General features: G+C 39.9%; 22 protein-coding genes, 2 other RNA genes and 1 pseudogene. 17 read left to right on the top strand and 8 right to left on the bottom strand.

Translation table 11 applies throughout. From position 1 onward, the window contains the following. Positions 1-91: 91 nt before the first annotated feature. From EV146_RS08250 to EV146_RS08220, 7 genes are all read left to right on the top strand, one after another. Entirely contained in the window at positions 92-625 is a 534-nt protein-coding gene (locus EV146_RS08250) for a hypothetical protein (protein WP_132004486.1), read from the top strand. A gap of 141 nt (positions 626-766) precedes the next feature. Beyond that, the gene (locus EV146_RS08245; protein WP_132004483.1) at positions 767-1687 is read left to right on the top strand and encodes a cupin domain-containing protein; all 921 of its coding nucleotides are present in this window, start codon (positions 767-769) and stop codon (positions 1685-1687) included. Between the two features lie 109 nt (positions 1688-1796). Beyond that, on the top strand, positions 1797-2051 hold the full coding sequence (locus EV146_RS08240) for a GrpB family protein (RefSeq protein ID WP_158287047.1): 255 nt from the start codon (positions 1797-1799) through the stop codon (positions 2049-2051). Between the two features lie 359 nt (positions 2052-2410). Next, positions 2411-3370, top strand: coding sequence for a LacI family DNA-binding transcriptional regulator (locus EV146_RS08235; RefSeq protein ID WP_132004477.1), 960 nt, complete (start codon positions 2411-2413; stop codon positions 3368-3370). Between the two features lie 54 nt (positions 3371-3424). Next, positions 3425-4207 (top strand): Cof-type HAD-IIB family hydrolase, encoded by a 783-nt coding sequence (locus EV146_RS08230; protein WP_132004474.1) that lies wholly within the window; start codon positions 3425-3427, stop codon positions 4205-4207. 167 nt (positions 4208-4374) lie between these two features. Beyond that, positions 4375-4695: a hypothetical protein gene (locus tag EV146_RS08225; RefSeq protein ID WP_132004471.1), complete on the top strand. Its 321-nt coding sequence runs from the start codon at positions 4375-4377 to the stop codon at positions 4693-4695. Positions 4696-4945: 250 nt separating this feature from the next. Further along, positions 4946-5761 (top strand): SDR family oxidoreductase, encoded by an 816-nt coding sequence (locus tag EV146_RS08220; protein ID WP_132004468.1) that lies wholly within the window; start codon positions 4946-4948, stop codon positions 5759-5761. 226 nt (positions 5762-5987) lie between these two features. Here the strand turns inward: EV146_RS08220 and EV146_RS08215 are convergent, their stop codons facing one another. After that, positions 5988-6779: an SDR family oxidoreductase gene (locus EV146_RS08215; RefSeq protein ID WP_132004465.1), complete on the bottom strand. Its 792-nt coding sequence runs from the start codon at positions 6777-6779 to the stop codon at positions 5988-5990. A gap of 385 nt (positions 6780-7164) precedes the next feature. Further along, the gene (locus EV146_RS08210) at positions 7165-7971 is read right to left on the bottom strand and encodes a CPBP family intramembrane glutamic endopeptidase (RefSeq protein ID WP_158287046.1); all 807 of its coding nucleotides are present in this window, start codon (positions 7969-7971) and stop codon (positions 7165-7167) included. Between the two features lie 314 nt (positions 7972-8285). Here EV146_RS08210 and EV146_RS08205 point away from each other — a divergent pair, with 314 nt between their 5' ends. Both EV146_RS08205 and EV146_RS08200 read left to right on the top strand, forming a co-directional pair. Next, positions 8286-8798: a GNAT family N-acetyltransferase gene (locus EV146_RS08205; RefSeq protein ID WP_132004886.1), complete on the top strand. Its 513-nt coding sequence runs from the start codon at positions 8286-8288 to the stop codon at positions 8796-8798. Positions 8799-8979: 181 nt separating this feature from the next. Then, positions 8980-9681 (top strand): annotated as a pseudogene (locus EV146_RS08200) (HAD hydrolase-like protein); the annotation flags it as partial. A 197-nt stretch (positions 9682-9878) separates the two neighbouring features. On the opposite strand, the gene EV146_RS08195 reads toward EV146_RS08200, so the two are convergent. Beyond that, positions 9879-10217, bottom strand: coding sequence for a hypothetical protein (locus tag EV146_RS08195; RefSeq protein WP_132004456.1), 339 nt, complete (start codon positions 10215-10217; stop codon positions 9879-9881). Positions 10218-10540: 323 nt separating this feature from the next. Between EV146_RS08195 and EV146_RS08190 the strand changes: the two genes are divergently transcribed. Both EV146_RS08190 and EV146_RS08185 read left to right on the top strand, forming a co-directional pair. Next, on the top strand, positions 10541-11143 hold the full coding sequence (locus tag EV146_RS08190; protein WP_132004453.1) for a transglutaminase-like domain-containing protein: 603 nt from the start codon (positions 10541-10543) through the stop codon (positions 11141-11143). Positions 11144-11323: 180 nt separating this feature from the next. After that, positions 11324-11818, top strand: a complete 495-nt coding sequence (locus EV146_RS08185; protein ID WP_132004450.1) for a pyridoxamine 5'-phosphate oxidase family protein — start codon at positions 11324-11326, stop codon at positions 11816-11818. A 94-nt stretch (positions 11819-11912) separates the two neighbouring features. On the opposite strand, the gene EV146_RS08180 is transcribed toward EV146_RS08185, so the two are convergent. Continuing rightward, positions 11913-12491: an HAD hydrolase-like protein gene (locus tag EV146_RS08180; protein ID WP_132004447.1), complete on the bottom strand. Its 579-nt coding sequence runs from the start codon at positions 12489-12491 to the stop codon at positions 11913-11915. 579 nt (positions 12492-13070) lie between these two features. Between EV146_RS08180 and EV146_RS08175 the strand changes: the two genes are divergently transcribed. Further along, positions 13071-14036 (top strand): cation diffusion facilitator family transporter, encoded by a 966-nt coding sequence (locus EV146_RS08175; protein WP_132004883.1) that lies wholly within the window; start codon positions 13071-13073, stop codon positions 14034-14036. Between the two features lie 77 nt (positions 14037-14113). On the opposite strand, the gene ffs is transcribed toward EV146_RS08175, so the two are convergent. From ffs to EV146_RS08160, 3 genes are all read right to left on the bottom strand, one after another. Next, an RNA gene (ffs, locus tag EV146_RS08170) (signal recognition particle sRNA large type) lies at positions 14114-14380 on the bottom strand. Between the two features lie 69 nt (positions 14381-14449). After that, positions 14450-14837: RNase P RNA component class B (rnpB, locus tag EV146_RS08165), an RNA gene on the bottom strand. Positions 14838-14975: 138 nt separating this feature from the next. Beyond that, positions 14976-15170, bottom strand: coding sequence for a DUF4177 domain-containing protein (locus EV146_RS08160; protein WP_132004444.1), 195 nt, complete (start codon positions 15168-15170; stop codon positions 14976-14978). 489 nt (positions 15171-15659) lie between these two features. On the opposite strand from EV146_RS08160, the gene EV146_RS08155 reads away from it, so the two are divergent. Continuing rightward, positions 15660-16424 carry a hypothetical protein gene (locus EV146_RS08155; RefSeq protein ID WP_132004441.1) on the top strand — a complete coding sequence of 255 codons (765 nt, stop codon included), beginning with the start codon at positions 15660-15662 and terminating at the stop codon, positions 16422-16424. Positions 16425-16643: 219 nt separating this feature from the next. Here EV146_RS08155 and EV146_RS08150 read toward each other — a convergent pair whose 3' ends face one another. Further along, positions 16644-17162: a hypothetical protein gene (locus EV146_RS08150; protein WP_132004438.1), complete on the bottom strand. Its 519-nt coding sequence runs from the start codon at positions 17160-17162 to the stop codon at positions 16644-16646. 527 nt (positions 17163-17689) lie between these two features. On the opposite strand from EV146_RS08150, the gene EV146_RS08145 reads away from it, so the two are divergent. The 4 genes from EV146_RS08145 (at position 17690) to EV146_RS08130 (ending at position 21405) form a co-directional block, all read left to right on the top strand. Further along, positions 17690-18199 carry an RNA polymerase sigma factor gene (locus tag EV146_RS08145; RefSeq protein WP_132004435.1) on the top strand — a complete coding sequence of 170 codons (510 nt, stop codon included), beginning with the start codon at positions 17690-17692 and terminating at the stop codon, positions 18197-18199. Continuing rightward, entirely contained in the window at positions 18183-19181 is a 999-nt protein-coding gene (locus EV146_RS08140) for an anti sigma factor C-terminal domain-containing protein (protein ID WP_132004432.1), read from the top strand. The genes EV146_RS08145 and EV146_RS08140 overlap by 17 nt, the downstream gene beginning before the upstream one ends. 264 nt (positions 19182-19445) lie before the next feature. Then, on the top strand, positions 19446-20240 hold the full coding sequence (locus tag EV146_RS08135) for a DUF2935 domain-containing protein (protein WP_132004429.1): 795 nt from the start codon (positions 19446-19448) through the stop codon (positions 20238-20240). A gap of 238 nt (positions 20241-20478) precedes the next feature. Beyond that, a complete protein-coding gene (locus EV146_RS08130) occupies positions 20479-21405 on the top strand; it encodes an NAD(P)-dependent alcohol dehydrogenase (protein ID WP_132004426.1) in 927 nt (308 codons plus the stop codon). Positions 21406-21524: the final 119 nt, after the last annotated feature.

The following is a 21524-nucleotide window of genomic DNA, read 5'->3' as shown; positions in this document are numbered from 1 at the left end:
ACGCTTTTTTTATGCTCTTGAAAAGGAGATTTACAATTATAGAAGCTATAGAATTTTTTGATGCACCTTAAGCCGAAAGGAGGGAGCCCTATTGCTGGGGGCCGAAGATTATCATCCTAAACCATATAGTGAGTCAAGTGAAATGATGGAAGATCATCAGAGTAACCTTGAAACCATCATTGGGAAAAGAATGAAAGGATTTTGGGTTGCCTGGGATACGAACATACACGATTGGTTTAATGATGCACCTGTCATTATAGCGTTTGAGGGGGGCCAAATAGAGCTGTGTGCTTTTAAGTCGGATCAGTTTATCATCACTTCCAATGAAATGTACCTTTCAAAGCCTATCGATTGGTACGGGACCGACCTTGAGTTAAGCTGGAAAAAGAACGGGTTGGAATTGCTGTTCGTAATTGGGAAACAAGTGGAGCAACTTGAAATCCTGCAATCAAGTGAGGACAATGGAAGTCATGCTCCTGCTTTGTACGGAATTGGTTTTCAGCTTGAGGATCGCTATTTTGCCATCTGCAATGGATTCGATCAAAATGAAATCGTTACAAATAAAGAGGAGTTGTCAGTAAATAAAACAGTGATAAAGGAGAATCCTGCTAAACGGTCATCGTGAGTGTAACTAACGGTGCCGGGAAAATGCAGTCAAACAAATCCCCCTACTTAAACGCTGACAGTGGATAAAGTACGTTCTCCTCATCTGGGCATATGATGGTATATGGGCACCATAAAACCCGGGGAAGGAATGAACAGTCCTATGTATAATCTACCAATCGCATATATCAATCCTTATTGCGAGACAGTCAATACTCCGATGTATTTTCCTGACTATGCAGCAAGAACTCTGCATGAACATCATCACAAAATCATCGAATCTGTGCTTAGAGGAATAAAAACAGAGGCTTCAGCCATTGAGCTTTACCGTCAATTAGCTGAGGAAGCTCCCAATCAGGAGCATAAAATGAACCTTGTGCATGCTTTAGATAGAAAAAAAGCCAATTTGGCTCATTTCAATACCCTGTATACCAGACTGACCGGGACAAATCCTGTGTACCAGATTGACAGAGTTCATTTTGATAATTATGAAGATGGCATACAAAAAGCTTATGAAACAGTAGTAAGAGGGTATGATGAGTATCAAAGGAGCTATTCACTCATTCAACATCCAGAGATTCGCCATCTCTTTTTGAGCGTATTAGCTCGCGAACAAGAAAGTGCTGGGAAATTTCGATCGCTCCAGGAGGAAGTTTTCCATCGAAGGAGTGATTACGGCCCTAATCCATTTGTTGTAAATATTGAAGAGGCCGCTAAAAATAACAACAATTTCAGGACAGCTCTATGGACCGGAAGCCATCTCCAGGTAACTTTGATGAGCATCAACCCGGGAGAGGACATTGGTTTAGAAAATCATCCGAATCTTGACCAATTCCTGCGGATTGAAGAAGGAGAGGGACTTGTGCAAATGGGGGACAGGAAGGAAAACCTTGATTTTGTACGGAAAGTCCATGATGACTATGCGATTGTGATCCCTGCTGGAACATGGCACAATCTAACCAATACAGGCAATAAACCAATCAAACTATATTCAATCTATGCACCTCCGCAGCATCCATTTGGAACCGTCCATGAAACAAAAGCCATTGCAATGGCTGCTGAAGAAGAAGAACACCACCAATGATTCTGAAGATGAAAATAAAGCGGCTTTGCTGTAATCCGCTTTATTTTCATTTTTATACGCGGTGAGAAAATGAATGGGATGTAAGCAAAAAATTTCCGAGGGGATATTCATGGGAAAATCAAGGATCCATTTGGAGAATGATCATCTTAAGTGGCAAAAGAATTATGAATACGAGAAAGATCAAATTCTTCAAGCAATAGGCTTAAAAACGTTGGGTATTGAACACATAGGGAGTACCTCGATTAAAGGCATGGCTGCTAAGCCAATCATTGATATTATGGTTACAAGAGAAGCCAGGGTGGTTAATATTCCCTGGCCTTTCTTCATTAGCAGAAGCAATTATATCAATGTCCCATTTGTTTAAATACGGTGCGCATTCAGAAATTTATCAATTGTAAAGCCTTTATATTAGATAAACAGGAGTTATAAAAAACTTTACATCATATGTATAATTTCTGTTTGACATGAAACCCGTTTCATCCTTTACACTCATTAGAGGGGTAGAGGTAAATCTTGCATGGGAACGAAGGTGATTGATCAAATAGTATCCTTTAAAAAAGAAATTTTGACATATCGACAGAATTCTTCATTAGCTTATTCATTTGATCTTTGTTAGGATGGCTTTATCAGTATTTTCCCTGATCTTGCTAGCGTATTAAGGATCACCTAAATCCCTTTGCTGACTTTTGCTCCTTATAGAATCGTTTTTGAAAAGGTGAGCGCATGACAAATATTAAAGATCTGGCAAGGATGGCCGGAGTGTCCGTCACAACCGTATCACGAGTGTTAAATAATCACCCATATGTGAGGGAAGATAAAAAGAAAGCTGTTTTAGATGCTGTCCGGACCAGTAATTATCATAAAAATATTAATGCAGTCCACTTGAGTAAAGGGAAAACCTTTCTGATGGGTGTTGTTCTGCCCTTTTCAGATCATCCTTACTTTGCCCAGCTGCTGAAGGGAATCGCTAAGCAGGCACTTGAGAATAACTACAAGCTGGTACTATTTCAAACCTCTTATATAGAAAGCAGAGAATTAGAAGCTCTTGAAATGCTAAAACTTAAACAAATTGATTCATTGATTATTTGTTCAAGAACCTGTGATTTTGCAATGATAGAAGAACATTTAACCTTTGGGCCAATTGTATTGTGTGAAGATCTCCATGGTAAAAACCTATCCGCCACTTATGTTGATCACTATCGCATTTTCTACGAGGCCCTTAAATATTTACATTCCAAAGGCCATAGTAGAATTGGTTATTGCATTGCCAGAAAGTCAGGGACGAACAGCCAGAAACGGATGTCAGCCTACCGTGATTTTCTTCATCACTCTCAGCTGCCTTACAACCCTGAATATCTTATGGATGATTGCCTTTATTTTCAGGACGGGGAAAAAGTTATCAGGCAAATAAAAGAGATGATTACACCGCCAACAGCCTTGCTGGTCACAAGTGATCAGGTAGCAGCGGGCATCTTCACCTGTTGTCAAAGGGAGCAAATCTCTATCCCGGACGATCTAGCCATCATTGGTTTTGATAATGAACCAATTGCTAAAATGATGAATATTACCACAGTTGAAATTCCACTTGTAGAGATGGGTAAAAACCTTTTCCTCCAGGCTATCAGCGAACAGGTATCAAATAAAGAAATGAGCGCTAAGCTGATCGAAAGGGGAACAGCCTGATGCCTAAGGAAAAAATCATATAAAAGTTAAAATACATAGAAAGCAGGATTGGATATGACGAAACATAGCGTAATTTTCTTTGATATTGACGGAACATTGCTTAATCACAAGAAAGAACTGCCCCAGTCAACAAAAGAAGCGATATTTAAGCTGAAGGAACAGGGACACATTGTCGCTATTGCGACTGGCCGGGCGCCTTTTATGTTTGCGGATTTACGAAAAGAGCTGGGCATTGATACGTTTGTGAGCTATAACGGCCAATACGTGGTATTGAACGGGGAAGTGCTTTATACCAACCCTCTAAATACCTCATCTCTCTTAAAATTAACCGAGGCAGCCCTTCTGAATAATCACCCTGTGGTTTATATGGATCATGAAGACATGAGAGCCAATGTTCCGGAGCATGCCTACATTAAGGAAAGTATTGATACATTAAAAATTGGCATGTTTCCTACGCATGACCCAAGTTATCATGAAGGCCGGGATTTGTATCAGACTCTGCTATTCTGTCCAGAAGGAGAGGAGCAGCAATATGAGCAGGAATTCAGCGATTTTGATTTTGTCAGATGGCATCCTGTATCAGTCGACATCCTTCCAAGGGGAGGTTCGAAAGCCCATGGAATTGAACAGATCCTGAAAAAACTTGGTGTTTCCAACGAAGATATTTATGCCTTTGGAGATGGACTTAACGATATTGAAATGCTTACAGCGGTTCATAATAGCGTTGCCATGGGAAATGCTGAAGACAGTGTAAAAAAAGTCGCGAAATATGTGACCAAATCAGTAGAAGACAATGGGATTACCCATGGACTTAAGATGGTAGGGCTGTTAAGTTAAGAGCAGGGAAACTGAAACTTATTTATGCTACACATTGTTGTACTGTTTTTGTAAAAAAAGCCATGGGTTGTAAAAAGAATTGTCCTATGCTTGAATATAAGGGTATTGCTTAAACTTGTGCTATTCCATGCATGTTATCAAATTGGCTTTTGGGAAAGGAGCAGAAAATGAAAATCAATCTAATGCTTTTCCTTTCATCATCAAAAGACAACAGAGAATCTGCCAGACAGGAAACAATGATGAAAACCTTTGAATCAACTATTCGCCCTGTTAAAGGAGACATTATCGATGATCCTGGTTTTGATCCGGGATTTCATAATGGCTATGAAGTTGTAAAAGTCACAATCAATTATGCTCAAAATGAATGCTTTGTTTCACTTCTGCCTTTGGTTTTAGAATTGGAAAAGATAAAGCTCGAAACCTATATAGAGAAATTAGAAGCAAATGGCTGGCGCGCTGTCACAAAAGAAGAGTTAGTAAGCAGGTAAGACTTATCGTTCTAATGAGTGAACAAAAGGATGAGCGGGAATTCAGTAGACCCACGTAAACGCACAAGTGATTTCCTTTATCTTTGAGAACAGCTTTATTACGGATTTTTACGGTCATGCATCAACAAACGCACAAGGACTCCATCATGGGAATCCTTGTGCGATTTTTTATGGGCTTAGTATTCTTCATTAAGAACGAGCATATATTCCAATATTATAGGATGGAAAATTTTTATAAGGGAGTTTTATCATGAAAACGATTTTGATTACGGGTTCTTCATCCGGAATTGGAAAAGCTGCAGCTTTCTACTTTGCTCAAAGAAACTGGAATGTGGTCGCAACCATGCGGTCCCCCGAGAAGGAAAGTGATTTAACAGTGCTAGGGAATGTGTTGGTTACTCGACTTGATGTAGAAGATAAAGAGTCCATTCAAGAGTCAGTAGATCAAGGTATCAACCATTTTGGAAAAATTGATGCAGTTCTTAATAATGCCGCACTCGGAGCCCGAGGGATTTTTGAAGCTGCTGACGATGAGAGAATACGCAGCGTTTTCGAGGTCAATGTATTTGGAGTAATGAATGTAGCTAAAGCAATCCTTCCTCACTTTAGAAGAAATAATGGCGGCATAATGATTAATATGTCCTCTATGGGGGGACGGATCACATTACCTAATTTATCTCTATATCATGCCTCAAAATTCGCGATCGAAGGGTTTACTGAGGCCCTTTATTATGAGTTAAACTCGCAGAATATTAAAGTAAAGCTGATTGAGCCGGGTGCCGTGGACTCTGATTTTGGAAGAAGGCCTTCAGAATATCATTATGATGAAACACTTGCTGATTATAAGGAATATACTGACCGAGTGAACCAGGCTTCTTTAAAAATGCTGGGAACTTCACAGATGATACCTCCGGAAAAGGTGGCGGAAGTCGTTTTTCAAGCAGCATCTGATCAATCCTCCCAGCTAAGGTACATTGTCGGGGAAGATGCAAAAGCCTTGATTCATTTGAGAGAAACGGGAGGAGACCGTGCATTGATCACCCAAATAAGTCAAATGTTGTGCTGAGGTGAGATTTCTCTTTTTAATAATCGAACATTTATGGCAGTCCCTTAAGAAATAAATTTAAATCAATTAATGATTGGCAGATTGGCGGCATGTTTGGCGTTTAATTTAGCTGTACATCAAAATTCAACTAAGGCAGTAACTTACTATCTCTCATAATTTGCATTTGTACATATATCGGCAGATGCAATTAAAAAAGGCTGCTTCCCCAATAGAAGCAGCCCACTGTTTATTTAAGAAGAGATTCTGCGCCATCAATATAAATTTCTGTCCCTGTTATATGAGAAGAAAGGTCAGAAGCTAAAAAAGCAACTAAATTGGCAACCTGCTCCGGTTTCCCGGGACCATGTTCAAGAGGCTGATCTCCTTCAGGATATAATTTAGGGATTTCAACTTCTTCTACATCGGTGGATTTATGAATTGATTTTTGTATGTTGGTTTCTATGGCGCCTGGACAAATCGCATTTACTCGAATTTTATATTGAGCAAGTTCCAATGCAGCCATTTTCATAAAGGCAAGCTGTCCTGCTTTTGATGTACTGTAGGCGGTAAACCCAGCCTGTGAAAAAGTACGGCTGCCACTTACAGAGCTTGTGATTATGATGCTGCCCCCATGTTCTTTCAGGAAGGGAACGGAATGTTTAACAGTTAAAAAGGTCCCTTTTAGATTGGTATTTATCGTGCTGTCCCAATCCTTCTCTTTCATCGTTTCAATCGGAGCCATTTCTCCGGCGATGCCGGCATTGGCAAATAGAATATCAATTCTGCCCCAGCGGGCTATTGCAGCTTCAATCCCTTGCTTTATTTCTTGTGCGGACTTTATATCGCACTTTCTTGCCAGGGCACTGCCTTCGGTTTCCTCGATTTGGTCTTTGACCTTATTTGCTTGATCCAAACTGATATCTAGCAGGCAGACCATTGCCCCTTCACTTGCTAAACGGAGCGCAGCTGCCCGGCCCATGCCCGAACCGGCACCTGTGATTACAGCAACTTTGCCTTTAAGGCTATGATTGTTTAACATGATCTGATCCCTTCCAAATTTGATTTTACTAGTATATTTAACAAGTATCCTTTCACCTAAACCATCAATAGAACGGGAACGGGACTAAAAGCTATTCCATTCTGATTCAATAAAAGTCTGTTGCAAAGAAAAGTTCCAATTAGAGCTGAACAGGATCCTTACTTGAGGGCAATTTGGACAGGATTAATCATCTGAGGAATAATCTCCTGAAAATCAATGTTTTTGGTTGGTGATGGACAAAACGAATACTGAAAATCCACCAGTTGGTAGAGGAATTGAATGAGAAAACCTTAAAGTATAAAAAATGTTATATCAACAATCTATAAGGGGGATTGAAGGGACTGCGAATGGAGCGCTGTCCCTATTGTTTGATTGTACATTTACTCTAGTAAAACAGCGGGATGAACAGGAGCTGCGAAGAAATATGACTTATCATATGGGAGATCATACTGTACTCCAGTCCTTTCTTCCAGTACAGATAGCCAAAGAAGATTCCTGCAATTCCATTGAGCAAGAAACAGCGAAAAAGGAGGACGGAAGTTATTTCTCCGAATAACTGCTCTGTGGCTGGAAGGTGTCCCACCGCAAATACACCCGCTGCAAGAATAATTCCAGACCAGTAAACCCAGGTAGGGAGAGGGGTTCCATTCGGGTAGCGTAACACCTTCATGATCACCCAGACAAGAAGGCTCATGACAAACAGCCTCATCATTACTTCTTCCAGGATGCCTCCATAAAAAATGCCGGCTAGCAAACCAATGACATTAAATTCCGGAGAGGACTCCTGAAGCTTTGGGATATGCTTCATGAAAAAAAATCGGTCGCTTCCCTGAATGATAAGTCCTGATAAGATTCCTAGTCCTGCAGCGAGGAGGACAGAATTGGCATTAAGCACAGCTTTCTTCCCTCTGGTGACGAGGTTTTCAAAGAAGACTAGACGAAAGCCGGCACTTTTGGCCAAATAATAGCCAGTAAATCCAAGAATCAAGGAAACAACAAACACTTGGGGACTGGTGAGAAGAATGAGCAAAGGAAAGGGCATCTGAAGGGAATCCATCACCTTTTCGTATTCCTCAACGCCAAAAAAGGTTTTTATTGATTCCATTTGATAAGGGACCACAAAAAATCCCGCTAGAAGGCAGATAGTGGCCAGAAAAAGGGAAATCCTGAACCCTAGCTGAGAGGTTTTCATAAACAACACTCCTTTAAAAAGGTATCTGTACGTATGACGAGGATCATCAGTATATCGTTCATTCGTCACAGGCAAGAAAAAGCGGAAAATGGAAGCAGGAGTTTGGACGTACCTTTCGAGGTCCATTCGCATTCAGAAGAAAAAGGATTGAATCATCGGGGGCGGTCCTTCATAATATGAGAAGTTCCAATATTTATTTTTTTCAGTTTCCTGATTATTTGGCAGTTCTAGGACCCAGTTAAACAATTAAGCTCATTTATTCAGACTACTTATTTTCTTTCGCGGGGAGATGTGGAAAATTGTTGATTCGTAAAATGCAAGAAAATGAGATTGATTTTGTTAGAAAGCAACGATTGGATTGTTATAAAAGCTATGAAAACCTGGTGTCAAAAGCACACTGGGAAGCATTAAGAGGAACCTTGTCTTCCGATAATGATGTGAAACTTGGTGTGGACATTTTCGTTATGGAGGCAAAGGGGCAAATTGTCGGAAGCGTTGTGCTGTTTCCTGCGAAACTAGAAGCATACGAATGGACCACAGGACAACAAAATTATCCTGAAATTCGTATGTTGGCTGTTGAGCCTTCCATGCAAAGAAGTGGAATTGGAAAGTTATTGATCACACATTGCATTCAAGCTGCGAAAGAAAAGGGATATACTCATGTGGGTCTGCATACAGCGGATTTTATGAACAGTGCGATTTCCCTGTACAAAAAGATCGGGTTTGAGAGAGTGCGGGAACTGGATTTCGAACCAGCGAATGATGGTGTGATGGTGAAAGGGTTTAAAATATCTACTGCGAAGACTGGTAACGAAATTGGAATATAGAATTCAAGTCTAGAAGACAGCATGACTTGCTTTTTTTATAAAACACTTGCTAAGAACTTGGAGTAAAAGTAGGGGTTCCTTACCGTGTCTCTCCAACAGCGTAGGTCACTTTAGGCAGCCCCTTTCTCCAATTAAACCTATTTCTGGTTATTCAAAACTTTGGAAACAAAAGAACATTTGTAAAGGAGAGAGAGAAATGTGTAAAGCACTGATTTTTGATATGGACGGTACACTATTTCAGACCGATAAAATCCTGGAACATGCACTTGATGATACGTTTAATCATTTGCGTTCACAAAACTTATATCCTTCGGCGACACCAATTAATAAATACCGGGAGATTATGGGGGTCCCTCTGCCAACAGTCTGGAAAATATTATTGCCTAATCACACAGATGTGGTTAGAGAACAAACAGATGCTTACTTTCTAACAAGGTTAATTGAAAATATTAGAAGAGGGAGAGGTGCTTTGTACCCTCACGTAAAGGAAATTTTTAGTTTTTTAAAAGAGAAGTACTATTCCATTTTCATTGCAAGCAATGGCTTAACACACTACTTAAATGAAATTGTTGATTATTATCAGCTGGATGAATGGGTCACAGAAACATTCAGCATACAACAAGTAAGCACTCTGGATAAGGCAGATTTAGTGAAGGCAATTATAGAAAAGCATGGTATTAAAACAGCAGCTGTAGTGGGCGACCGCTTATCAGATATTCATGCAGCGAAACAAAATGGTTTGGCTGCAATTGGGTGTAATTTTGATTTTGCCAGGGAAGATGAATTGGCTCAGGCTGATTACGTTATTGATGACATGATTCAGTTGAAGGACATCCTGCACCAGTTGAATAAAAACAACGAAGATTGCATGGAGGCAACTTAAATATATATTCTTGTGCTCATGCCGCTACTTTCTTTAGAAATCGGCTTATTACTCAAATTGAAGGGATAACAATTGAAGCAGGAAGAACGAGGGAGTACTAAATGATAATAACCTGCAGAGCGGTATACATAGAAGTCTGGTTTTAGGCTGACCATTAAAGAAATTAAATGCGCGTTGTACATGAAATGGAGTTTTGCTTAAGAACGTTTATGAACGATAAAGCTCATGCTGCGTTTAGCCAGTTTTTTGGCCCAATAGTGGTGGAAGGAATCCAATACTTCCTTCGCAAAAAAATCTCCCTCTCCTTTCTTCCTTAGTACGCCATAATCCAAAGTGGTTTGACGAGTTTTTTCGCTCAGGCAAACATCATTTTCTAAATCTAATTCAATGAAGAACTCCACTTCAATTCCATCTTGATTAGTAATGGATGCAAGGTGATTTCCGAACTCTTCAATAAGTATTTCAACCATCCATCCTTTCGCTCTCCCTTCATTTAAAAACTCTTGATATATGGTGATAAAAGTATTTAAATCCATTTGCTTCAACACACCCTTACATTATGTTGTTGATGATCCAGGTCAGAGAAATCAGCACTAAATAGATTCGCATTTTGAACATAATATTCCTACATTAAATATATGCAGGGGCTTATACAAAAAAGAAGATATCCAAAAAGGTTTTAATGGCATTTACATATGGAAAGAACATGCTACGGAGAGTCAGACAAACCTAATGCAAATTCCATAGCTTATGTTACCAGAAAAGCTATAAGTGATTTACCTTTAAATTTCTGGGGTTTTAATGTATTATAATTCATAAAAATAGATATTTATACATTAAAAAAGGGAGATGATTCTCGATGATTTGCGAGTCGGAAAGACTGGATGACTATTTGCTTGAATTAGAAGAGGTTAATTATTCAAACCCGGTTATAAAAGCAAGGACGGAAGAGCTGTTTCATCCAGGGCAGGATGAGTTGGAAAAAGTTAAAACAGCTTTTGTGTTTGTTCGTGATAAAATTGCTCATTCCTGGGATATTCAGGGCAGAACTGTTACTTGTAATGCATCGGATGTTTTATTGCATAAAGAAGGAATATGCTATGCAAAATCTCACCTTCTGGCCGCTTTATTGCGTTCTCAAGGAATACCTGCAGGATTCTGTTACCAAAGATTGATGTTATTTGATACTCCCGAGCAAGGGTACTGTATACATGCATTAAATGCTGTCTATATTAATACTTTGGACAAATGGGTTCGATTAGATGCAAGAGGAAATAAAAAAGGGATTCATGCAGAATTTTCAATTGGAGAGGAAAGGCTGGCATTTCCGGTTGATGAAAAGATTGGGGAAATCGACTATCCGATGGTTTATACAAAGCCGCATCCCAAAACGGTGTCTGCTTTAATCAAACATAGAGATATTCTTGATATCTATAAACATTATTTGCCTGAGAGTTTGTAGTCATTTTACTAAGACTTGCCAATCCCATGAATAGTCAAGAAACGCTATGTTGCCGAATCCGAGCAATAGAATACATAGAGAAAAACATTCTTGAAGAAGTAGGGTACAGCATTTAATCCCCTTTATGGATTAAATGACCTCTCGAAGGGTAATATCTTTATAAAACGAAGAGGTGATTTTATGGCAAATATAGCGGGATATAATTTAGAGGAAGTCGCTAAATTACGTGAGTTAATAAAAGATATTGATACAGCGATGCTGACGACCAATTCAGAAGAAGGTCTGGTGTCTCGTCCAATGAAGACACAGGAGATAGAGTTCGACGGAGACCTTTGGTTCTTTACAAAGAGAGATACAGATAAATATGATGAGCTCCTTCATGATTCAGAAGTTAATGTCGCCTATGCTGGCAAATCCTATGTCTCAGTCAGAGGCAAGGCACAAATTATTGACAACATCGAGAAAAAAAGGGAATTATGGAATGCTGCTTATGAAAAGATCATGCAGACTTCCTATGATGATCCTAATGTCATCCTAATTAAAATCACGGCAGAAGCTGCTGAATATTGGGAGACCGGTAATTTTGCTAAAAATGTCATCAATATGGTCAACAGAATGGCAGGAAACGGGTATGACACAACGAACATTAACGAAACAATTGAATTTGATAAATAAAGATCAAGGCGTGAATTCAAAAGGAATTCACGCCTTACTTTTATGACGGATACCACTTCATAAGGTAAAGAAAAGGGCCAGTTTCACTTTATTATTAGTTTTGAAGTGGCTGAAGAACCATCGGGAAAAAATCTTCATAGCTGTCGAGATAAAAATCGGCTTCAATATCCCTGTTTTGAAAAGCGACAGTTTTGATCTTTAATTTCCTTGCCGGAATAAGATCCAGGTCACGGTCGCCCACAACCAGATCAATTTGATGGTTGGTAAGTACATATTCATAAGAGGCGCTATCAGGCTTTCTGGGAAATCCCTGTTCCTCAACCGAGACTATTTCTTTAAAATATTTTCTCAGATCATATTTCTCAAGAAGGGAAATAGTGGAATCCTTTTCCCGATGAGTCACAATGATGTTATCGCCACCCCTGGATAAAACAGCTTCGAGATGCTCAAAAGGGACACTTGTCGTGTTTGCATAATGATTATATAACCGCTTGTATTCTTCTCTTTGACCTTCATCAATTCCGAAATGGCGAAAAGCGGTCTTTGAATCTTTTTTCAGCCATTTCAATACCTCAGCGCGGTCCAGATCCTTTTTACTAAGATGTACGAAGCCTTCAACTAAAGAAGGATATGTATCAAAAAGAGTTCCATCAAAATCCCACAATATATTCATAAAAATCCTCTTTCTTAATTAGTTTCACTTCCTCTAAAAACATTACTATTAAAGAAACCATAATGCAATCAATTGTCTCGTTCATCATGAGTTGCAAGAGGTCAGGGAAGAAGAATACTGCAAAAAGAAGGAGTTCTTCTCCCTTGTAAATCGGCCAGTTATGGAATGCTGATTCATTCTTGATTTTGAAATACGAAGATAAAAATGTCGGTGTAAAACAGAATAATCCAGATCCATTTTTTCAAAAAGTCACTTCTTATTGGAAAACAACAGGTCTCCCTGCCGCTTTTAGCTTAATCAAGTTATTGGCAAAAATAAGAACTTTTGTCTGAAACGATTGTCCTTTTGCTGCCGATGCAGTCTATTCATTACTAAAGACTCCTTTTCACCAGGTTTTTTTGCTTTAAAAAAGAGGTAAGTAACTAGAAGAAAAGAATTTCTAATCATGCTTTCAGAGGGGATTTTACCTCATTAATTAGAAGTGGATTTTTATGTTTAAGGAATAAACACATATATCCCCACGAATACTGTAAGCATCCTTTTATTTAAATTAAATTATAGAGAGAAAGAGATGAGATGATGAAGGATTTATTTTCACTATTAAAACGAGGAAACAGATCGGCTCTTGCAGCAGCTACAGTTAACGCAGTCATTTCTATTATAAAAGGTATAGCCTTTTTCTTTACCGGAAATGTCGCAATGTTTGCAGAAACCATGCACAGCCTGGGAGATACGGCTAATCAGTTTTTTGTATTCATTGGTTCTGCGCTTAGTAAAAAAGCCCCTACCAAACGCTTTCCAAATGGATTTGGCCGCCTGGTCAATCTTGTATTGCTGGGTGCCGTACTGATTGTTGGAATAATGGCATATGAAACCATTGTCGAAGGATACCATCATATCCTCCATCCGGCAGAATCAACCGGGTTTTTAATCAGTGTAGGTGTACTCGCCATTTCCGTTATCCTTGAATCTTTTGTATTATTTAAAGCCATGAAAGAAACACTGCATGACGTAGGAGTGGAAGCAAAAGGCCTGGGAATCATCCATCAAAGCATCCGGCATGTCGGTAAGGCCAAACCTGCAACAAAGCTGGTTTTCCTTGAGGATTCTGTGGCTACCGGTGGCGGATTGCTGGCTTTAATGGCGGTTATCATTTCTCATTACACTCCATACCACCATGCAGAGGGGCTGGCTTCGATCATCATCGGAATTCTGATGTTCTTTGTTGTCGGGAAGACCTTCCTGGATAATGCAGCAGGAGTCCTGGGAGAAGCCGATGAATTCATGCAAAATAAAATTGGCGCTCTTGTTTTAGAAGACCCTGAAGTCAAAGATTTGCCAGAAATCACGGTCCTGAAAGAGGGAGACGAATTTCATGTGGAGTTAATGGTGGAGGTCGACCCTTCAATTTCTGTAGCACAGGCAGATGACATTAAAGATCGCCTGGAAGAAAAAATCCTGAAGGAAAAAGGAGTGGCTGATGTTATCGTCGAGTTCGACGAAGACGATCACGTGAATTCCTGGGATAATCGCCTTAAAAATTAATACTGCTGTATGTATCAAAAAGCCGGGGTCTGTAAGCGACCCCGGCTTTGTTCATCATTATAAGATTGTATGGAACACCGTGCACCTGCTATCGATAAAAACAAACAAGCGTTACTTGCTAAAGCCAGCTCAAATTAGGCTCCCCTTCGGCACATGGAAGAAACTCCTTATGGCTGCTTCCTTCCGGACCTGACCAGGTTCACAGCTTTCCATTGCGAAGGACCCAATTTTCAACGCCTCTTTAAACAAGGCAGACCTCACATGTTGATACCTCAAGCAGGAATTCAACCCCGCTATGGCGGATTGCGGGTTACAGGGCACCGCCATCTCCCCGTCTAGCACGGTATGTATAGGCTAGACAAATTTCTATGTTATTTTTCAATTCATATAGGGATGAATCCGGCACATGAAATGGCTGTAAGCCAGGTTCTGTTCCTGCGTGCTAAACGATGCCAATCTCGCACAACAGGTGTAATCATATGACTATCGATTGTGTGTTCAATCGATCCATCCTTTTGGTTCTATATTCCCTCGGGATGGTGCCCCTACCAAAGTTTGGGTTGCTCGCTCGCGGGGTTTACCTCGTTCCATTTCTTCCGTTTCCAGAAGAACTCGTCACTGTGGCACTTTAAGGTTAATTTCAGCATATCCCAAGGGACTTAGCTAATTTCACCGCCGTCAGCAGAATCATGGCCTGCTGCCCATCTTTGCAGATGGCACGAACACTCCGGGCATCTCAGCACCGGGCGAGCCTGGACTTTCCTCAACTCATGTTTCCATGAGCCGCGATTACCCACCATTTCATGTTTTTGTTCTGTTCATCACTACAGTAGTTAGTTTACCATAGCTTCACAGCCGACATCACTAGGAGGTCAATTCCAGTATAGGGAGATTAAGGTTCAAATAGTATGAGCAGGGAGGGGAATCATACAATAGCATCTAGTCATTTGCCACCTCCTTCTCAAAGATCAGTTCCATTGAAACGGCTTGACCGCCAGCACCAAATGGAGGAGTAAATATTTGATGCAGCTTCCAGCCCTGTCTTGCATGCTCGTGGATTATTCCCTGATAATCATCTTTAGGGCTTCCTGAAAAAGCACCGACTGAAATCTTAACAAATTTGTATTCGTACATAAAAATTCCTCCTGTTAGTTGTTCTTTTTTTTACGATTATTCAGACAAAAGGTTTCAAAAATCATAAGTCCTGGATGGAGAATTAAGTCCTCATAGCCAGGATAAAACCAAACTTGAAGTAAACATTGATAAGACAAAGATGAAGGAGTTACATATTTCGATTAACTTCCCGTTAATATGCAAATATCCTGAACCCAGTGCATAAAATGAATTTTTGCGACTGGGTTAATTCTTAAACGGTCACAGATTTTCCAGCTAAAAAGGGAAATTCGAAAGGGATTTCATAAAAAAAAAGGATCAACCCTCCATGAATTTTGGGTTATTATGGAATAAGGAAAGAGGAGCACCGTTCGTATGTTGACAGTAGGAAATATAAATTGGCTGGTGACGTTCCCAATCAATTACTTCTTTATAAGTACGTTCTGAGGTGGAATGAGATAATGCCCATACATAGAAAAGAATAGAAATTTGGGGAGAGGGTGACTTGTGGTGTTTGATTTTGAAGATTTAGCGATGTTGCTCGATAGTGGCGCACAGGAAAAAAGCTATATGGTTCATAACTTACTGCTCAACTATCAATATCAGAGAGAAACAGTAACGATTTTACGAGGAAGGTACAACCGAAGGAAAAAACATTTTGACACAGCTGAAGAAATCCATGGACGCTTTTTTCACTCTTCAAGTTCAATTGGTACATCTCCAAGCCTTACACTATATTGGGTCCAGTCTGCTAATGAAGTTACAGGCATTTTCTTAACGGAAAAAGAGTTAGTAAAAATAAGCAAGAAACCATTTCCATATCGAGATAAATTAGCTTTTTGGATTCAGGGAAAGGATACTGACTATCTGATTTTGCGAGAGAAAGTCTCAATGATAAAAAAACAGTCGTATTGGGAGGCTGGCAAGGAACTGCTGGGGATATTGCTGGGAACAGAGGAAAAAAGAAGCCCGTGTGCGGCTATTTATTATGATCTAAGAAGACACCAGCTAAATATCGGACGTGCCGCCGTTGAAGCGGAGTCACAGGAAGGGGCTATGCTGTGGAATGATGCCGCACTTGGGTTGGATACGGCCTATTACAAAGGAACCTTGCTCATTACATGGGTGAATGAACAGAATGAGCAAGTAAGTGGCATCTTTCTTAACGATAAAGAAATTAGACTTCTTAAAAGGCAGCAGACTGAAGGGAATGTCTATCAAATTTTCACTTATAGTGTAACGTATTGCCTCTGCAAAATGGGAAAACAAAAGTAGCTAGACGCAATTATACTTATATGAATAGCCTGAACATTATGCTTTTAGCAGGAATAAGAATTTCATTAACTAAATTACAAAATTACATAAGTATTTAAAACAGGAAGCCATGGAGAAAAAATGTAATTCCCCGTTTCTAAAAGCTTTTGGGGCAGTCCCTTGTTAGCATGTCAAAAATATAACAACGTCCGATTTAATATTGGTTACGTATAAGCTTCCCTATTTCCTCCTCGGAAAACCAGTCATGACAAAGCATGTAATAAATGCAACTAGACCGACAACAATGGCGAATAGCAGTCCAACAGCTCTCATAAAGGTATCTTCTCCAGGATATTCCGGTTCTATTGTGAAAAACCAATATGAAAACACAATAGTTAGTAAAAAATAAAAACTGCTGCCCGCACCACTCATTTTTATCCGGCCGCTTTTTGCTCCCTGCCATGCCCCGCCTAGGAGTAACCATAAAAGAATACTCAAAATAACAGCGGCCAGCATGACAAGCAGATGGACAAAAGGAATCGTGAAATACATTAGTGCGAAGAGCATAAGACATGTCAAGGTAAACAAAACTGCATTCATGGAGAACAAAAAGAGCCCAGCGTACCAATGATTGTGAAACCACTTATAACCTTGTAACCTTTGAATGGCCTTGCTTTTACCCGGATCAATATTCAATCTTGGCATGAAGACTAAAACCAAAGCAACCCCAATCAGTCCTAAAATTAACAGTAAAGACATAATTTTTCCCCCTTAAAAATATAAAAGCTGGACGTTTGTTCTATCGGCCCTCGCAGTTCTTCTTAGCTCGGAAAAAACATTTCCATTTACGAAAAAAATCCTCGGTGAGGAAACAACATCAGCCTCGAGATAAATGGATACTAACAACAATGTTGTGTTGTAACTTAATAATAACTTATTGATAATCGATAAATCAAGGAGTGATATAAGTTTTTGGGAAAAGAAAAAGGGCGCTGATAATATTCCTTTGGATATTGAAAGGGAGCTTTGGCAGAGAAACTATTACTCAACGTAAACGAAAAACCTTGTTTGGATTTTTATCCTTTATAAGTCCTTCTGTTTATAAACAAGGCAAACCCCTCAATAGTTATAAAGACGGAACGACGGATCAATTTGCTTAAGAGCCTAAAATTATCCTTTTTTCTGGCGGAAAGTATATAAAACGATATTTTCATATAAAATAAAAAAGTTTTTCCTAGTTTGTATACTTTTTGAATCATAGAACGTCAAGTAACCGGGAGGATGATATGGAAGTTAAAAATCAGGGGATGATTCTAAACACCGAACTGAATATTGTTTACAGGTACTTGAGGGAAATGGGGATACCTAAAGAGGACGCCGAAGATATTGTCCAGGAAACGGCTTATAAATTTCTGCGATACAATGATTCTATTCAGCCATCAAAAACCCGCAGCTGGCTGATCAGGGTGGCATTAAATTTTCATTATGATCAATGCCGCAAGCTCAGTCGCATTCGTCTGGATTTGAATGATGAAATTTTGGTAGCAACTCAAAAGGAACAGCCTGAAACCATGATGCTGACAAAAGAACAACGTGAGGAATTAAGCTTTGCCCTTGCTAAAATAAAGCCTAAATTTCAGGAACTGCTATTATTAAAATATCAAACGGGACTCAGCTATCAGGAAATTTCCAGTATAGTCAGCATGAATCTCAGCTCGGTAAAAACCAATTTATACAGGGCAAGAAACCAACTAGCAAAGGTTCTAAAGGAGGCTGCAAATGGTGAAAAAAAATGAAAACAGCTTAAATACAGAAGAGGAACTAGATTTTATAAGCAGCCCATCCTTACAGATGGCTGTAAAAAAATCCAGGAGAAAGCAGACAATTAAATATGTTATTATTGCACTCCTTACGTCGGCTTTTCTTTTGACTGCACTATTCCTTGGGAGTCAATACTTCTTGAACAAGCGGCTGCAGGCAGACCAGGAAAAGGGCTATATGAGAACTATGATTCAGGGAGCAAATGTCACGGGGGAAGGTACATATTTTATTCATAATCTTTTTAGTGTTCTGGCTGTAACGAGAGAATATAAACAAATTGGTGACAGGCAAATAGTCTGGGATCAAACGACAAAAAAAGTTCCTCTGTTTGGCCGGGTGAGCATCATTGAACAGGGGAGCGGATTGGTGTCAACACAGAGTATGAATGCCGAAGCCAACCGGGTTGTCCGTTATAATGAATACACAAATGAGAGAAGAATCGATTTTTACTACCCTGGTTTGCCCTATGACTTTCTGCCTAAGGAAATAGAAATTGCAGCAAGCATGGATGACAACAAATTAATCGAGGTTGCTCTTTCATTTGAGAAACCTATGACTCTGACTGAGTTAAGCAGCCGTCTTGGGCATGAGAATATTAACTGGTTGTGGGTGGATACGACAACAAGTGCACAAAGAAGCAGAATGTCTGAGGAACTGCCAGATGACAGCCTGAGAGTTAAAGGAGGAGGAAGAGCTTATGGATTTTCAGTAAACAAGGAAAATCCATATACAGCAGAAAGCGGCAAAGGATACCTAAAAACAATGGAGCAATTAAGCAAATCAAGAACCTCTGTCAAAGCTGCCTTAAAAGGGATAAAGGAAAATGCAGTAACAAAGAATGGTGAACTTCTTGTTAGCGGTGCTGTAGTAACAGGGGCAGCTGAAGAGCTCAAGCGGTTTAAAGACCTTCAATTTATTCGTGCTTCTGTTCTGGGAGCAACAATCGATAAATATTAGTTTAACGCAATTACAGCTGCATCAATAGGCATCTTTTTGGTGCGTTTCCTTGATAATGGAGACGCACCTTTTACTTAGAAGTATGCTGCAGAAAGCAAAAGTCTTGCCTGCAATTTCCCTGAACAAGATATAAAGTTATTTTCCTGGGTGTCTTTACAAATGGGCAGTCGGCGCAATAGGGAATTTAGATGGTGGTACTTTCACGAATTTGGACAAATAGCAGTTCATACATTTAAAAGGAGGGAGTGATCAAGGAGGGGTTTTATGACGGATCCTATTGTTGCCAGGTCCTTGGATGAAATAAAATTCTGGTCAAGAATCATGAAGGAACATGCCTTATTCTTAAGCCTGGGGTTCACTCATGATCAAGATCAACTGATTAGTGAAGCACAACAGTTTATAGCTATATTTGAGAGGATAGAAGAAAGGCTGGCGAGATTTTCTATACACTCGGATTTGCAGCAAATTCGCATGTTTAACAGCGAAGTGTACCAAGCAGCTGCTGGTATTTGGAATTACAAGAGAAAAGTGTTAGGGCTGACATTGCGCTGTGAAATACGTTCAAATAACTACCCTTTATTAGTCGACCACATCAGCCGGGAGGCGGCTTATTTTGCGAACCGGCTGCAGGAGCTTAACAGGGGCGAACTGGCGCCGAAGCCAGAAGCCATTATTGAGGAAAATGTGTTTTTTCTTAGAATTATGGCAGACCATGCCAAGTTTATCGGCCATCTATTAGACCCTTCGGAAAGAAAATTAGTGGAACAGGCCAGAGAATTCAGCCATGATTTTGACCAATTGCTTTTTCAGGCAGTCGATTTGGAATCTATGAGGCCTCAATCAGAAACAAGACCTATCCTGAGTCAATTTTTAAATCAAAATAAGGTTTCGGTAGCATCACTAAGAGATTTTAAGAAGACAGCTAGAGAGTTGATTGAAGAATGCCGGATCAAGAGCAATATTCATCCGCTGTTAGCTGATCACACGTTCAGGGAAGCGGAAAGATTTCTGGATATCATTGAATTATTCGAGAATAGCTTAACTGGGAATACCAATTAAAATACTAATAATAGCATGGAATTTCCGATCATATCATACTAATGCACTTCTAAAGCTGCCCTTACATGGCAGCTTTTTCTGTTGGTTCAATCTAGCTTTATCAGGTAATTTACCGGAAAGTCATCTCTAAAAGTCTACATCGAAGGTATGCTTATCAACTCATTTATTTCACTCGTAATCAATTAGTTTTATAATCCTGTCTTGTTCATAAACTAAAAATAGACTGCGAAAGGGGAGGATGCGTACGAAAGCCATGGTATGTACGAAATATGGTTCACCTGATGTTTTGGAACTTCACGAGGTTCAAAAACCTGTTCCAAAGGAAAATGAGTTACTAGTCAAAATCCATGCCACAACAGTGGCGTCAGGAGACTTAAGGGTAAGGAGCTTTAACAGTCCCATTTTATTATGGCTCCCGATGCGAATTTTCCTGGGGTTGAGGAAGCCTCGAAAATCGATATTGGGTGTGGAATTGGCTGGAGAGGTTGAGGAAATAGGGAAGAATGTTAAAGGATTCAAGAGAGGGGATCAGGTTTTCGCTATGACAGGCATGAATTTTGGAGCCTACGCCGAATATACTTGTATCCCTGAAACCGGTCAGGTAGCGATTAAACCGGACAATATGCCCCTCAAGGAAGCTGCCGCTGTTTTATTTGGCGGAACTTCTGCTCTCTACTTTCTGAGAAAAGGTCAGATTGAAGAGAGGAAAAAAGTCCTGATTTATGGAGCGTCAGGGTCGGTAGGCACCTCAGCCGTACAGCTCGCAAAGTATTACGGGGCAGAAGTTACCGCAGTATGCTCATCAGCAAATTTTGAGTTGGTACAGTCCCTTGGGGCAGATCATGCGATTGATTATACGGAAGAGGATTTTACATCTAGTGACGAGCGATATGATCTGATCTTCGATGCAGTTGGAAAAAGCTCCAAGGCCCAATGCAAAAAGGCACTCCTGCCTGATGGATCCTACGTGTCCGTTGAAGGCCAGGGAATCGCGAAAGTTCATACCAAAGACTTGCTATTCCTAAAAAGTCTCATTGAAGAGGAAAAACTGAAGGCGGTCATCGATCGGCACTATTTGCTTGAACAAATTCCCGAGGCACACAGATATGTAGAAACCGGACACAAAAAAGGGAATGTCGTCGTTACTATAGGTCCATCCAGTTAACGGTCCAGTAAAATCACCATGCTAAATATTTAGTTGACTTCCATTATCCCATATTGCCCTCACAAAGCTGGCAGATACCAATTGATAAAACATTAAGAACTGAAATATATCATTAAGGA

Source organism: Mesobacillus foraminis, assembly GCF_004340465.1.
GTDB classification, from domain to species: Bacteria; Bacillota; Bacilli; order Bacillales; family Cytobacillaceae; genus Mesobacillus_B; species Mesobacillus_B foraminis.
Note: the sequence above shows the minus strand (reverse complement) of the source record. Positions and strands in the feature narration are given on the sequence as shown.

What these genes read in the sequence shown, in the direction of transcription:
- EV146_RS08245 (WP_132004483.1), top strand. Translation starts at nt 767, where the DNA reads ATGTATAATCTACCAATCGCATATATCAATCCTTATTGCGAGACAGTC.
- EV146_RS08240 (WP_158287047.1), top strand. Translation starts at nt 1,797, where the DNA reads ATGGGAAAATCAAGGATCCATTTGGAGAATGATCATCTTAAGTGGCAA.
- EV146_RS08235 (WP_132004477.1), top strand. Translation starts at nt 2,411, where the DNA reads ATGACAAATATTAAAGATCTGGCAAGGATGGCCGGAGTGTCCGTCACA.
- EV146_RS08230 (WP_132004474.1), top strand. Translation starts at nt 3,425, where the DNA reads ATGACGAAACATAGCGTAATTTTCTTTGATATTGACGGAACATTGCTT.
- EV146_RS08225 (WP_132004471.1), top strand. Translation starts at nt 4,375, where the DNA reads ATGAAAATCAATCTAATGCTTTTCCTTTCATCATCAAAAGACAACAGA.
- EV146_RS08220 (WP_132004468.1), top strand. Translation starts at nt 4,946, where the DNA reads ATGAAAACGATTTTGATTACGGGTTCTTCATCCGGAATTGGAAAAGCT.
- EV146_RS08215 (WP_132004465.1), bottom strand. Translation starts at nt 6,779, where the DNA reads ATGTTAAACAATCATAGCCTTAAAGGCAAAGTTGCTGTAATCACAGGT.
- EV146_RS08210 (WP_158287046.1), bottom strand. Translation starts at nt 7,971, where the DNA reads ATGAAAACCTCTCAGCTAGGGTTCAGGATTTCCCTTTTTCTGGCCACT.
- EV146_RS08205 (WP_132004886.1), top strand. Translation starts at nt 8,286, where the DNA reads ATGCAAGAAAATGAGATTGATTTTGTTAGAAAGCAACGATTGGATTGT.
- EV146_RS08195 (WP_132004456.1), bottom strand. Translation starts at nt 10,217, where the DNA reads ATGGATTTAAATACTTTTATCACCATATATCAAGAGTTTTTAAATGAA.
- EV146_RS08190 (WP_132004453.1), top strand. Translation starts at nt 10,541, where the DNA reads ATGATTTGCGAGTCGGAAAGACTGGATGACTATTTGCTTGAATTAGAA.
- EV146_RS08185 (WP_132004450.1), top strand. Translation starts at nt 11,324, where the DNA reads ATGGCAAATATAGCGGGATATAATTTAGAGGAAGTCGCTAAATTACGT.
- EV146_RS08180 (WP_132004447.1), bottom strand. Translation starts at nt 12,491, where the DNA reads ATGAATATATTGTGGGATTTTGATGGAACTCTTTTTGATACATATCCT.
- EV146_RS08175 (WP_132004883.1), top strand. Translation starts at nt 13,071, where the DNA reads ATGAAGGATTTATTTTCACTATTAAAACGAGGAAACAGATCGGCTCTT.
- EV146_RS08160 (WP_132004444.1), bottom strand. Translation starts at nt 15,170, where the DNA reads ATGTACGAATACAAATTTGTTAAGATTTCAGTCGGTGCTTTTTCAGGA.
- EV146_RS08150 (WP_132004438.1), bottom strand. Translation starts at nt 17,162, where the DNA reads ATGTCTTTACTGTTAATTTTAGGACTGATTGGGGTTGCTTTGGTTTTA.
- EV146_RS08145 (WP_132004435.1), top strand. Translation starts at nt 17,690, where the DNA reads ATGGAAGTTAAAAATCAGGGGATGATTCTAAACACCGAACTGAATATT.
- EV146_RS08140 (WP_132004432.1), top strand. Translation starts at nt 18,183, where the DNA reads ATGGTGAAAAAAAATGAAAACAGCTTAAATACAGAAGAGGAACTAGAT.
- EV146_RS08135 (WP_132004429.1), top strand. Translation starts at nt 19,446, where the DNA reads ATGACGGATCCTATTGTTGCCAGGTCCTTGGATGAAATAAAATTCTGG.
- EV146_RS08130 (WP_132004426.1), top strand. Translation starts at nt 20,479, where the DNA reads ATGCGTACGAAAGCCATGGTATGTACGAAATATGGTTCACCTGATGTT.